We start from the raw sequence: 12,938 nt of genomic DNA, 5'->3' as shown, positions 1-12,938 counted from the left end.
ACTTTCGGGTGGGTCGCAGATCCACCTGTAGGTTTTGATTTGCCACTTCCGAATGCAAACACACTGAGGACATTCAGGGCCCCGCCAAGCTGACGGTCGAACATCGCTCGCCGCGGAGATCTTTTCATCAATCATTCGGATGATGCCTCGATCTTGCCTAGCCAGCGCTTCCCGAGCGTCCTTCAGAAGTTTTGCCATCTGTGTCCAGCACCGGTCGTTTTTCCTTGCAAGCTCCGTCGAGCGCAAGACGGCTTGCCCAGGCAAACGGAGCGATCGGCATCTCCGCTAGAATCCGGGCTCGGTGCCCAGATTCACTGACTGGAACAATCATTCAAATGAACGTTGGTGTGATCGGAAATCCGGCTAAGCTTGATCCGTAGGGGAATGACTGCTCGTTTCGGAGACGCTTGAGCATATGATCATCGAGTTGTTTGGGCCGCCTGGCGCGGGTAAAACCACGCTGCTTCGCGGCCTCTGCCAAGGGCTGGCGAGACACGGCATCAATGTGAAGACAGTAAATGGGTATCGCCTGATTGAACCTGGATCGGCTCAGGATGACGCTCCGGAAATCCGCCATGGCATAGGAAGAATTGGCAAAAAGATTGCCACATCCGGTCCTATCTTGCTGTCGACCTTGCCAAAGGACAGTGTCGCGGCCCGGCTTCTGGCATCGATCCCTCTTCGAAGCCGCGTGTGGTCATGGCGAATGAAGGTCGACATCGCCCAACTGTGCCAGTCCTGGCGCCAAGCGCGGGAGTCGCCCGGTTGCTTCATCTTCGAAGAGGGCATGATTCAGGCTTTGTGTGCGCTGGGTGTGCTGGCTAGAACTCCAAGCCTCGACGCGGTCCGCGAGTGCCTGGCGTTCCTGCCGCGGCCGGATCTCGTTGTGCAACTCGACGCGCCCCAGGAAACGTTACGCCGCCGTCTTGTGGATAGGCATGCGCAGCAACCGCTCCTCGAGGTTATGCTGTTCGAACTTGGCGTGGACAAAGGATTAAGGCAGGCCGAAATCTCAAGAGAGGTCGGCGAGTGCCTGCGCCAGGACCGATGGCCGTTGATACAAGTCAATGGTGCTGAACCTCACGACGTGGACGGGGTCGTCGCGCGCGTTCTGGGAGAGCATGTTGGTCATGCTGCCTAGGCTGGCCCATGACCTATGATCCATGACACATTTATGCATTTGGCGCCAAGCCGGGCAGCATCTGCCGCCAAGCGCGCAATCATGTCGAATCGTGCTGATCGAGCACTTCGAGCATGGTCGTCAACATGCTTCCGACTTCCTCAGAGATTTCCTCGGGGCGGATTCCCGCTCTGATGGCATCCGCCGTTGCTTGGTCCGCAAGTTTCGCCGCAAGAGCCGGATCGGCCTTGGTGTAGAGTGGGATCTTATCCTCTACCCATTTCTGCAGGAATTCGATGCCGCGCGCGCTCATACCAAGTACAAGCTCGGCGGGGCTTCTTGGTTCCGTCAGCCATATTCAAGAACGTCAGACCATCTTGCTCAGGCTGACGTTCCCGCGGTCACGTCACGATGAACGAGGACGCCGTCAGAGCCAAGTGTGGCGATAGAGTGGCAAATTGGATCTGATGTGCGCCGCCCGAGCCGTCGCTGTCAAAGGAAAGCGCGCCGGTCGTGCTGTTATAGACGATGTGATCGCCGCTGTCGTGCGCGGCCCTGCCGGCGTAAAACGCCGAAGGGGGAAGGGCGCCTGTATGCAGGCCGGCAAACACGGTGTGGTCGAGTTGGATCTTGTCGTGGCCCACTTTGAAATCGGTGACCTTGTCGATATTGCCGACCTTGAGAGCCGAATCGAAGACAAAGACGTCGTTGCCGCCATGTCCCGTCAGAACGTCTCTCCCGCCACCGCCGTTGATAGTGTTGCTCCCGGAATTGCCATCAATGGTTTGGGCGAATTCGTTTCCCGTGAGCTTGATGGCGGCAGTTCCCAATTTGCTGGTGGTCGCAAGATGCTCGACCTGCGAGCCGGCCGACAGCGCGTAGCTGACCGATGCCAGCACGCTATCGTTGCCGCTGTGCCGCAGTTCCACCACCTTGTCGCCGGCGTTGTTGACATAGTAGGTGTCGTTGTAGCCGCGGCCCATCATCGTGTCCGCGCCAGCGGTGCCGCGAAGCACATCCGCGCTACCCGTGCCGTAGAAAATGTGATCGCCGGTGCTGGTCGGAGGGACACTTGTGGGCGGAGGCACTGTGCTGGTAGGCGGCGGCGTCGGTTCGCTGGCCGAAGGACCGCTTGCGGTGCTCTGGTTGTGTTGAAGGAACAGAGCCTGCAGCGTCGGCGAGCTCTCAAGCGCCGTGTCGCCCTGTTGAGAACCCCAAGCATAGGCATAGTCGAAGGCCGGCGAAGGCGCTACCTTGGCCCAGTGGTCCAACATGGTCTTTTCCTGAGCAACGCTGGGCAGGACATAGCGACCGCCCGTGTCGGTCGTCCAGTCGCCGCCGCCGAAGGTCTGATACACGGGAACGACCTGACTGAGCGGGATGCCCGAGGCGACGGCCGCCGCCACAGTCCTGTCGATCATGTTGTAATCAATCGTGCTTGTTCCGGTCCGTACCGGGTAGGGATCCAAGCCGTAATAGTCGATATGCGTGTTGGCAGGATTGAATGTGTTTGAAAAGTCGGGGTTAGCGGAAGACCCCATGTTCATCATGGTTATGAAGGTCTTGGCGCCGGGCAGGTGGCTGTGGATCCAGTCTGACTCCGCCTTCAGATCAGCGGCGGTGGCATAAGTTCCCCATTTGCCGGTCGGGTCCGGCTCATCGACTAGGAAGAAGCCAAACACTTTCGGATTGCCGATGAAGGGCGTGACCTTCTGGATAAAGGAGGAGGTTGCACCATCGGCTTCATTGAGCCACACCAGGCCTTTCTGGCCGGCCGGCAAGGCGTTGAGCTGGTCCAAGGAAGATACATCAACAAGATTGAATCCGGCTTTCGCGACCTCGGAGGCCGACCCGCCCGAGGCGTAATGGAGTGTTGTCATTGACATACCCTTCGTCCGATTCGGTAGGCGCCCCACACCTGCCTAGGGAAAGGATCCATTAGCGACAAATCAAATACCGGCGCCCCTTGATAGAATCTTTGATCAGCGTCCGAAAAACACAACAGCCTCGATGCTACGCTTGCCTCAGAGGTATGTAGATGATCCAAGTATGGGGTGCTCAAGCCTGCAACGAAAGCATTGCAGCGACGTCTGCCGGAGCGCCTTGTGCGTTTGCAGTGGCGGTAATCGGCCAATGCGCGCTTCGGTTGAGCCACCGCCCAAATGCGCGCTCCCGCAGGACTTCTTCGAGCTCAGACCGCAAAGGAATCGCGTCCTGGCGAAGCCCTCCCATTGCAGCCGCTCAATGCTCCTCGTGAAAAGCCTCGGCGCCAAAATGAGCAAGGCAGTACTCCACAAGGTCATGCGAGGCGCGCGCCGCTGGCAATTGCGGAGAGGCACTGAACTGGATCCCACCGGGTTCAACGGAAAGGCGGGCGTGCCGGTCCGAATGACGGCGAGCATGGCAACGCGGTCGCCCATCCGCGGGAAGAGGCGGCTGGTGGTCCGACCATATCCAGACACCGGGTGAAAGCCTGTTCCAGACGAAGCGCTCGGGAGAACTGGCGGTGCGAGTCATCACACCATCTGGGCGCGATGTTGATCCGGCGTGAGAAGGCGGGCGGAAGTTGCTTTGAACGCGGCGCGCGGACCTTTCGAACACAGCCCTTTTTTATATCCGGCCCGCCGTGTCGTACGCGAAGGTGCCGTCATTGCACCGTCAGACCGGATGATCCAACGCACTGACCGAGGCGACAGCGATTGTGGCTGCATTGCCGCATCGTTGATCAGCTTGCTTCATGCAAACAGACGAGGACAGCACGAAAGCCTGCTCCTAGCGTGGGACTGGCTGTTGTGTGTTCAGGGGCGATGAAACCGGCCATGGAAACCGCGGATAGGGTCAGCTGTTTAACGAGATTGGGATCGCATCCAGGAGCGACAGGATGAGTCCGCATCTGGTTTGCGTTGGCGGCGAGGATCATAGACTAAGAATCCCGTTTCTTTTGGCGCTTCGCGAAAGGGGTTTTCAAGTCACTGCCGTTTCGAGTGATCTCGGAGCCGCCTTCTCACCCCATGGCATTGCCCATCGCCGATTTGGGTTCGACCGCTTTGGCAGCGGCGGTGCAGAATGGGGTGCTGTCAGCGCGATCCGTGAACTGATGTCCGAACTGCGTCCGGACATCATTCAAAGTTTCGACACCAAGCCCAATATCCTAACTCCACTGGCGGTGCGCGGGCACGTTCCCGTCGTTCGCACCATCAACGGGCTTGGTTGGACATTCTCGTCGCGGGAGCCGCGGGCCCTGGCATTGCGTCCTTTCTTTTGCGGCCTTCAGGGGGTGGCGTCTCGTTGGACAGCCATGACCGTCTTCCAGAATAGTGATGATCAGGCCTTCTTCGAGCGCTACCGGCTGGTGGCTCGCGGCAAAGGGCGACTGATCCGGAGTTCTGGCATCGACCCCGATGCATTCTCGATGGCAAGGTATCGTGGTCCTTCGGCTGCCACGATGCGCGAGGAACTTGGCCTACAATCGGCCCAGGTCATAATATTTGTCGGTCGGCTCACGCGGCAGAAGGGGATTCCAACCCTCATCGAGGCGGTTCCTCGCGTTATCCGCGAGAGGCCCAACGCGCGTTTCGTACTTGTCGGCCCGCAAGACTCCGAAGGTCCGTTTGCCGTCAGCAGAGCCGATATCGAGCGCCATGTTCCCCACGTTGTCGCATTGGGGCCAAGGCGCGACATTCCAGCCCTCCTGGGGATGGCGGATCTGTTTGCGTTTCCGACGCAATATCGCGAGGGAATTCCGCGTGTCCTGCTGGAGGCGGGATTGTCCGGATTACCGATCGTCGCCTCCAACATGCCGGGCTGCAACGATGTGGTTGAGGATGGCTGGAACGGCTATCTCGTGGCGCCGCGCGATGCGGATGGCTTGGCCTCGCGGATAGTCGATATTCTTTCCGACCCCGCCCGTGGCAAGACCATGGGGAGCCGTTCCGTCGGATTCGTGCGGGAGCGGTTCTCGTTGTCGTGGGTCATCGACCAGTATTGCGACCTGTACAAGACAATCCTGGGTGGCAGATATCGCAGCAGGCTTGTTCAAGCTGCGCAGGCGAATCCGAGGGAAGAGGCGGTGCCGAGCCCCCATCGACTGGGCGAGGCGCGGCAATGATGCGTGATGCGCTTCTGGCCTTCGGCGTCGCGATGTCCTACGCGGCGCAACTCAGCATCCCAGGGCTGCCCTTCGGCTACAGCGAACTGTGCCTCACGCTCTGGATAATGCTGTCGATGACGCGAATCCTTGCTGGCGGCCAACTGGAGGTTACGCCGGCACTGGCTAAGCTTGGGCTTTTCTGGCTGATCCTGGCGCTTGCCATGGGCGTGGGTTACATCATCGGTTTTCTGACAACCACGTTGTTCCTGGATCCGTTGTTGCACGACACGCTGGCCTATGTGCTGTTGGCGTGCGTCACCTGTCTGGCCGCTGCGGAGCCCAACGCGTCTTTCCGTTTGCGTCGTATCGCCTGGTGGATGGTTGCTGTCGCGAATGCGGGCTTCATCATTCAGGTAGGGCTTGGTTTCGGCTGGCTCCATCAGGCTGGGGTCGAACCCTGGTACTGGGACCGCTTCTGCGGGTGGTCCGACAATCCGAACCAGCTTGCGCTCTACTGCGCCCTACTCGGTCCACTGGCCTTGCATCTTGCCACAACCACCAGCAATAAATGGGGAAGATGCCTTGCCCTATGCAGCCTCATATTCACCGTTTACGTCGGAAGGCTGACAAAAAGCGATACCTACCTTTATACCACGGTCCTGGCTTGTCTGATCCTTCTCGGGCTGCGGGTCCGGGCCTGGCTGGCGAGCGACGGCAATAAGGCGAGCCTTTCAAGGCAGCTTGCCGTCCTGATGGCCGTTGGCTTCCTGCCGCTGGCCCTGTCTATAGCGCCCTATGCCCTCAGCGAGGCTTCCAGCGCCGAAGACTTCGCCAAGAGCCTGACCAAAGACAAGGGCGGGGAAGCGACTGCCCAAACCGCGGCGCTTCGCCTCTACCTCTGGAATGCAGCCTTGGAGAAGGGGGCACGATCGGGATCGCTTGGACTGGGTCCGGGCCCGCATCTAGATAGTCCGCCCGTGGTCAATCAACAGTTTTTGCCGCGGCCCTTCGAGGCGCACAGCACCATCCTGGATCTCTACACTCAGGGCGGCCTGATTTCGGTTCTAGCCCTGATGTGGATCTTCGGCTCGGCTGCGTTGTCCGCCTGGCGGGCGAAGCTGGACGCTCTCGTGGCGCTCGTGGCATCGATCGCCGTTTTCAGTGCTCCGCATTTGGTCATCCGCCATCCGATCGTGTGGTTCTGTCTGACCCTCTGCCTTGCCGCCGGGACGCCGGAAGCGATCCCCGCGATTGTTCGCCAGAGGAGATGCTAGAATGTGTGGGATCGCCGGAATTTTGTTGGCGCCCGATGCAGCCAACGCAAGTGCGCTCAGGGCCATCGGACCGATGGCGACGACGCTTCGTCATCGCGGACCTGACGGTGAGGCCTTCTGGGTGAGCCGTGAAGGGGGGGTAGCCTTCGGCCACCGGCGACTGGCCATCGTCGACCTGTCCGAAGCGGGTCGCCAGCCAATGCTCTCCGCGAGCGGTCGGTATGTCATCACCTTCAATGGCGAGATATACAATTTTCGCGATCTGCGCCGTGAACTGGAAGGGGCGGGCCATCATTTCCGCGGCGCCAGCGACACGGAGGTCATGCTGTGCGCGATTGAAAGCTGGGGCCTTGATGCAGCCCTCGCGCGCTTCGCTGGCATGTTTGCTTTTGGGCTGTGGGACCTGAAGAACCGAACGCTTCAGCTTGCCCGCGACCGAATGGGGAAGAAGCCACTTTATGTCGCCCTGACACGTGATGCGCTCGTCTTCGCCTCGGAGTTGAAGGCGATCACTCGCTTCCCAGGCTTCACCCCGGAACTCGATGTCGATGCGGCGACGACAATGGTTTCCAAAGGCTGGGTGCCGGATGACCGTTGCATTTGGCAAGGCGTGTTCAAGCTGCCACCTGGATCAGTCCTGTCGGTCACTGCGGCGCAATTCGCCAACGCCCGAGGCACCGGTTCGCTTGCGCATCGCATTCACCCTTGGTGGTCGCTGGCCGATGTCGCCTGCAAGGGACAGCGCGATCCGATAGCTGCCAGCGACGAGGACCTCGCAACCGAGCTCGACAGCCTGCTCCGCCTGGCCGTCAAGGAACGAATGATTGCAGATGTGCCGCTGGGCGCCTTTCTGTCGGGCGGGATCGACAGCTCGACTGTCGTCGCCCTGATGCAGGCACAGTCCCGAAACCCCGTTCGGACGTTCACCATAGCGTTCGGGGAAGGTGGGTTTGATGAAGCTCCCCATGCGGCCGCGGTTGCTCGGCATCTGGGCACCGATCATACGGAACTTCATCTCTCGCCGGCTGCCGCGCTTGAGGTCATTCCGGAGCTGCCCCGGATTTGGGACGAGCCGTTTGCCGATGAATCGCAGATACCGACGCTGCTGGTGTCGCGCCTCGCGCGGCAACACGTAACCGTGGCGCTTTCAGGCGATGGCGGCGACGAGTGCTTCGCAGGCTATTCTCGACACTTCCTGGCAACCCGCCTCACAAAGCAGCATGAGCTGCCATTGTCATTTCGCCGGCTGTTGGCATCGGGGGCTGGGTTGCTGGCCCAAGCCTCTCAGAAAGATATCTTCGGCAATCTGCCGCTTTCGGCGAATATGCGGCATGGCTTGCGCGGTGACCGCCTGGCTCGCCTTGCCCGCCTGCTCGCGGCGCGAGATGAGGACGAACTCTTTCTGCAACTGACAAAATCTTCAGCCAACGACCTTGTTCATCGCAAGCCGTCGACAGCACCTACCGACACCACAAAGCTCGACGGCCTGCTCTCGCGTCTCCTATTCGCCGACATGACAGGCTATCTACCGGGCGACATTTTGGTGAAGCTCGATCGAGCCACCATGGCCAACAGCCTTGAGGGGCGATGCCCGATCCTGGACCATCGCGTCGTTGAATTTGCCTGGCGGTTGCCAGCCCGTGCCAAAGTCCGAAACGGGAAGGGCAAATGGTTGCTTCGACGACTGCTTGATCGTTATGTACCACGCCGACTGGTCGACCGGCCCAAGCAAGGTTTCGACGTTCCGGTCGGGACTTGGTTGAAAGGGCCCTTGCGCGGCTGGGCAACCGATATCATTGCCACGATCGGCCGCTCCGGGGACGGGGTCATCGACCGTGAGAAGGTTGACGCATGCTGGCGCAATCATCTGCATGGAAGCCAAGATAATTTCCGCGACCTGTGGCCGGTGCTCATGTTTCAGGCGTGGCGCAACGAAGCCATGCGGCCATCGACGGTCGCCACGCACCCTTCTTACCATATCGAACTGACAGGGGATTGAGATGGAAGGTTCCATAGCCAACCGCGCCCGGCGTCCGCGCGCCAAGCAGATGGAAGTTGGGACACTTGAAACCAATCTGCGCTTGATGCGGCCGCCACGCGAGCCAACGCAATCGTCACCCTTCCACCAGCTCGTCATCATCCTGACGACGCGAAAATGGTTCTTGCTTGCCGTGGCCCTTCTGGGCGGCATCCTGGCCGGACTGGCGGGCTTCACCCGCCCGGTGCTGTTCGAGGCAACGACCCAGGTCATTATCGATGCCCCGAGCAGCAGTGCTTCGGGCGGCGTGGCATCCGCCCAGGACTCGCTGGAATCGAACATCGATGATCATCTGACGATGCTCTCCTCGCAAGGCCACCTGCGTCGGGTCCTGGCAGCACTGCGCAAAGCCCAACCAGTCGACGGTAACGGAAAGACCGTCGTCAATGCCGTCCCGCCCGCGGCTGGCTCGTTCCTCATCGATCTCCTGAACAGGGCCTGGAGACAGGATAACAAGGTGGCGGAAAATCCGGACGCAGCGGACGCGCCCGAGCTGAAGGCGCTACGCAACGGAATGAGGGTCGGACAAGAGCTGCGATCGCGCGTCATCACCATCGGCTTCACCGATCCAAGTCCGGCGCGTGCGGCACTTGTCGCGAACACGTTTGCCCAGGTCTACATTCAAGATCTGGTACAAAAAAGCCGGGCATCGGATCAGGTTCATCTGGATTCGATAGTCGCCAGCCTTCCGCAAGTACAAAGGGATCTTGTCGAAGCGACAGATCGGCTGGAGACATACCGGCTCACGCATGGCGCCGTCGATCAGACTGCGGCCAACAACGCAGCCAGTGAGACAGCGGAACTCGGCCGGCAGATATTCCTATCGAAAGCCAGTCTTTCCGCGTCGGAAGCGCGCCTTCGCCGTATTGAGGACCTGCGCAAGGCGGGCGCCCCGGTCACGGCCATCGCTGAAGAAATCGGGTCGCCCGTGTTGACGGACCTGGTGGCACGCCAGTCGGGTGCCGCCGCCGACGGCGATCTGCGCAACGCGATCGCCCGCGAAATGGAGCAAAGCGTTGCCCGAATCGCTGCCGAGGCAAATGTCTACCGGTCTCAGGCTACGGCTCTTGAAAGTCGCAAGGCGATGCTCGACGCGGCCGTGGCCGACACGGCGAGCCAACTTTCGGGGCTGCGTTCCCTTGAACCTAGGGTAGCCATCGTGACGCAGCATTACAACGAACTCCTGAGCCGGCAGCAGGACTTGACACGTCGCATCGCCGCTCCTTCGCCAGGCGTAGCGGTCCTTTCGACCGCCTGGCCGCCGTCGGCCCCCACGACATTGTCGCCAATTTTCCTGATTCCTCCCGGCATGGTCGTCTTTGGTCTCATGGGGGCGGTCATTGTCCTGGTCCGCAACGGTTTCAACCAAACCTTGCGCAGTGAAGCCGAAGCCGAGGCCGAGCTTGGGGTCCCGTGCGTAGGACTGCTTCCCAGGGTTGCGGGACTTAACGCCAGAAAGCTGCGGCATCTGGTTCTGAGCCAGCAGAACTTGCCGTTCAGCCGCGCCGTGACTTCGCTGCTCGTCACTGCGGCGCCAACTCAGGGAAAGGGACAGCCGCCGCATATCATTCTCGTGACATCCAGCATCCAGGACGATGCCAAGACCGAGTTGGCATGGAGCCTGGCGCTGGCGGCAACGCGGCTGGGAGGAAGAGTGCTTTTCCTCGATCTCGATCGCAAGGATGTACGGCTCACGAACGGGTTTCGTGGTGAATTCAGCACCGACAAGGCCCGGAACTCCTTCGGCGACTATGTGAATGAACGTTGCGTGCTGAAGGATGCAATTACGAGGATGCCGGAAATCGGTATCGACCTCATGGCCGCTCCAGCACCTTCCGATGATCTCCTGACGCTTCTGTCCACCGTCGACAAATGCCAGTTCACCGAGGAGCTGCGTTCGGCCTACGACGTGGTCATCATGAACGGTCCCCTGGGCCTCGGGGGGCCTGAAACCAGGCTGCTTAAGCGCTGGGCCGATTCGGTGCTTTTTGCCGTTCGCTGGGCAAGGACGAGGCGCAGCATTGCCCGTGGTGCTCTGGATGCAATAGGAGCCGGCGGATCCGCCACCGTTCCAGTAGGGAGTGTGCTCACCCGGGTGAACCTGAAGAGGCTAGCCGGCTCCAGGCTCGGAGACAACGCCGATCTTCTGTTGGAGAGGGTTTGAAGATGCGTGTGCGATCTTCAACAGAAGCTCCAGGGAGCGATCGAGCCCCTAAATCGAGCCAGCTACACGATGATCATTGAATTTTTCGGACCTCCAGGATCCGGCAAAACAACCTTCGCACATGCGCTTGCGCAGCAGCTGCGCGGGAAAGGCTATCACGCCAAGGTCGCTCTCAGCTACAAGCCAAGCACCAGGGCCGCCAAATATGATCTCGGAATCTTTCTGTTCATATCACGGATCGTATCGGCGATGTTTTCAACAGCCAGAATACTGCTTTTTTCGGCAGGGCGAGCCGATGATATTTCCAATTCCTTTGCAATAGTGAGGATGATACCGCCAAAAAACCGAATATGGCGCGCGCGAATCTGGCGATACATCCTGCACCTTTCGCGTTGCTGGAAGTCTGCGGAGCAATCGCCCGAAATTATAATCTTCGATCAAGGATATGTTCAAGCGATTGGTTCGCTTGCGATGTTTAATGGGAGCACCAACCCCAGAGCGCTGGAAAAGGCGCTCAGCCTCGCACCGGCGGCCGATCTCACCGTCAGGCTCTTGGTGCCAGCTGCGGTCGTGGAAAGTCGCCTTCGTCGGCGGATGGAGCTTGAGCCGCCGGCGGAACGGATTTTCGAGGCCGACTTGAGCGTTAACATGCGCTCATTCGCCGTTTTTGAAGCGATGCATGACCTCCTGACAACATCTGGCCGGGAAATCATCTCCGTCGAAAACACCGATGGTCCATCGACCTTTAAAAGTATTTGTCGGATTGAGAGACAAATACTTTCTGCATTGTCGCGCTTCGATAGGTCGGTCGGCGAAAAGCAAATTGAGTTGCCGGCTCATCGCGCAGATGTAACTGGTTCAGCAACCGCACCGCCGCGCAACAAGGACATGGGCTCGCGGCTGGCTTGGGCAAGCATATTCGCCTTGTTGATCTATATTGGTGGCGCTGGTTTGACCAGTCTTGCACAGTTGGCAATTGCACGCCTTATCGGACCTCACAACTACGGTATCTATTCCTACGTTCAGGCTTGGACGTCAGTGCTCGCCTATCTGGCAACGCTTGGCTTTAATGTATCATTGTTGCGTTTCCTCCCGGCCTATAGGGCCAGTGGCAGGCTTGATCTAGCCCGCGGGGTGATAAGATTTGCGCTGCAGAGATCGCTGATAGCGGCAACCTTGTTCGGGATGATCGGCGCTGCGTCCGTCCTGTTCCTTTCAGATCCAACGGAAAGAGGGCTTGAGACAAGCATCGTGCTCGGCATGATGGCTGTGCCCTTGGTTACGGCCTATGCTCTCGGAGCCACGCTTGTGCGTGCTTTCGGCGGCGTTGTCTCGGCGTTGTTGCCGGAGCGCATCATGCGAGACGGACTCCTGCTCGTGTTGGTAGCGCTCCTGGCATTGTCGGGATTTCGAACAGTGGATGCGCCCTCGGTGACGATGGCGGTGCTTGTGAGTTCCGCTTTCACAGCGGCGCTGGTGTTCATCATCGCGAGGAGGTTTGAACCACCCGGCCTGGGACACGCCAAGCCAAGTTATGCCTCGAGGGAATGGTGGCTTGCCGTCCCCCCGCTCATGCTCATCACTGGGCTCGATGTTTTCGTCAGTCGGGCAGGAGTCCTGGTTTTGGGCTGGACAAGCCATATTGCTGAAGCGGGTATTTTCGCGCTGGCCTTGAATGTCGCGATGCTCGTGGGCCTGTCCCGTATCGCCGTGGCAACCATGTTTTCGCCAACAGCAGCCGATCTCTACGTCAGAGGCGATCGCAGAGGCCTACAACAGCTGTTCGCGCGCGCAACCCTGCTTTCTGCTGGCGGTGCCATCCTGGTGGCCGTCCCAATGATGGTGATAGTCGAGCCGTTCTTGAGCTATTTCGGTGAGGGTTATAGCGCGGGAGCGCCGATCGCACGGGTTCTGATTTTGGGATATGTCTTTGTCGCGCTGTGCGGGCCCCAACAGAATCTCCTGACCATGACTGGAAATGAATGGGCTGCGGCAACGACGATGGTAGCGGGTGCTGTGGCCAATATAATTGCCTGTGCAGCCGGAGTTGCGGTGTACGGCCTGCTTGGCGCTGCGGTGGGTGTGGCACTTGCACTGAGCATCTGGAGCATTGCCATGGCCGTCTATATCCGCAAGCGACTGAAAATCATGCCAGGCTTGGTTTTTGCCTTGCTGTCGATCAGGCCGAGCGCGGTCGATGCCCGTCAATGGCATTGGTTCTTGAGGGCGAGCAAATGAGAGCACTGTTTTCG

At 59.6% G+C, this 12,938-nt stretch carries 8 protein-coding genes; 6 read left to right on the top strand and 2 right to left on the bottom strand.

Going from position 1 to position 12,938, the window contains the following annotated elements; translation table 11 throughout:
- Positions 1 to 415 precede the first annotated feature (415 nt).
- Complete coding sequence (locus X728_RS159230; protein ID WP_023670888.1) at positions 416 to 1,141, top strand: AAA family ATPase; 726 nt, start codon at positions 416 to 418, stop codon at positions 1,139 to 1,141.
- A gap of 79 nt (positions 1,142 to 1,220) precedes the next feature.
- Here X728_RS159230 and X728_RS159235 read toward each other — a convergent pair whose 3' ends face one another.
- Both X728_RS159235 and X728_RS159240 read right to left on the bottom strand, forming a co-directional pair.
- Complete coding sequence (locus X728_RS159235; protein WP_023670889.1) at positions 1,221 to 1,433, bottom strand: DUF768 domain-containing protein; 213 nt, start codon at positions 1,431 to 1,433, stop codon at positions 1,221 to 1,223.
- Between the two features lie 88 nt (positions 1,434 to 1,521).
- Positions 1,522 to 3,000 carry a calcium-binding protein gene (locus tag X728_RS159240; protein WP_023670890.1) on the bottom strand — a complete coding sequence of 493 codons (1,479 nt, stop codon included), beginning with the start codon at positions 2,998 to 3,000 and terminating at the stop codon, positions 1,522 to 1,524.
- 1,001 nt (positions 3,001 to 4,001) lie between these two features.
- On the opposite strand from X728_RS159240, the gene X728_RS159245 reads away from it, so the two are divergent.
- The 5 genes from X728_RS159245 (at position 4,002) to X728_RS1000000167675 (ending at position 12,924) form a co-directional block, all read left to right on the top strand.
- Positions 4,002 to 5,228, top strand: a complete 1,227-nt coding sequence (locus tag X728_RS159245; protein ID WP_023670892.1) for a glycosyltransferase family 4 protein — start codon at positions 4,002 to 4,004, stop codon at positions 5,226 to 5,228.
- Positions 5,225 to 6,484, top strand: a complete 1,260-nt coding sequence (locus tag X728_RS159250) for a polymerase (RefSeq protein ID WP_023691498.1) — start codon at positions 5,225 to 5,227, stop codon at positions 6,482 to 6,484. Before X728_RS159245 ends, X728_RS159250 begins: the two co-directional genes overlap by 4 nt.
- A 1-nt stretch (position 6,485) precedes the next feature.
- The gene (gene asnB, locus X728_RS159255) at positions 6,486 to 8,483 is read left to right on the top strand and encodes an asparagine synthase (glutamine-hydrolyzing) (protein WP_023706585.1); all 1,998 of its coding nucleotides are present in this window, start codon (positions 6,486 to 6,488) and stop codon (positions 8,481 to 8,483) included.
- A gap of 1 nt (position 8,484) precedes the next feature.
- Complete coding sequence (locus tag X728_RS159260; protein WP_023706586.1) at positions 8,485 to 10,686, top strand: exopolysaccharide transport family protein; 2,202 nt, start codon at positions 8,485 to 8,487, stop codon at positions 10,684 to 10,686.
- A gap of 69 nt (positions 10,687 to 10,755) precedes the next feature.
- The gene (locus X728_RS1000000167675) at positions 10,756 to 12,924 is read left to right on the top strand and encodes a polysaccharide biosynthesis C-terminal domain-containing protein (RefSeq protein ID WP_031194976.1); all 2,169 of its coding nucleotides are present in this window, start codon (positions 10,756 to 10,758) and stop codon (positions 12,922 to 12,924) included.
- The last annotated feature ends 14 nt before the right edge of the window (positions 12,925 to 12,938 follow it).

This window comes from Mesorhizobium sp. L103C119B0 (assembly GCF_000502235.1).
Lineage (GTDB): Bacteria > Pseudomonadota > Alphaproteobacteria > Rhizobiales > Rhizobiaceae > Mesorhizobium.
Note: the sequence above shows the minus strand (reverse complement) of the source record. Positions and strands in the feature narration are given on the sequence as shown.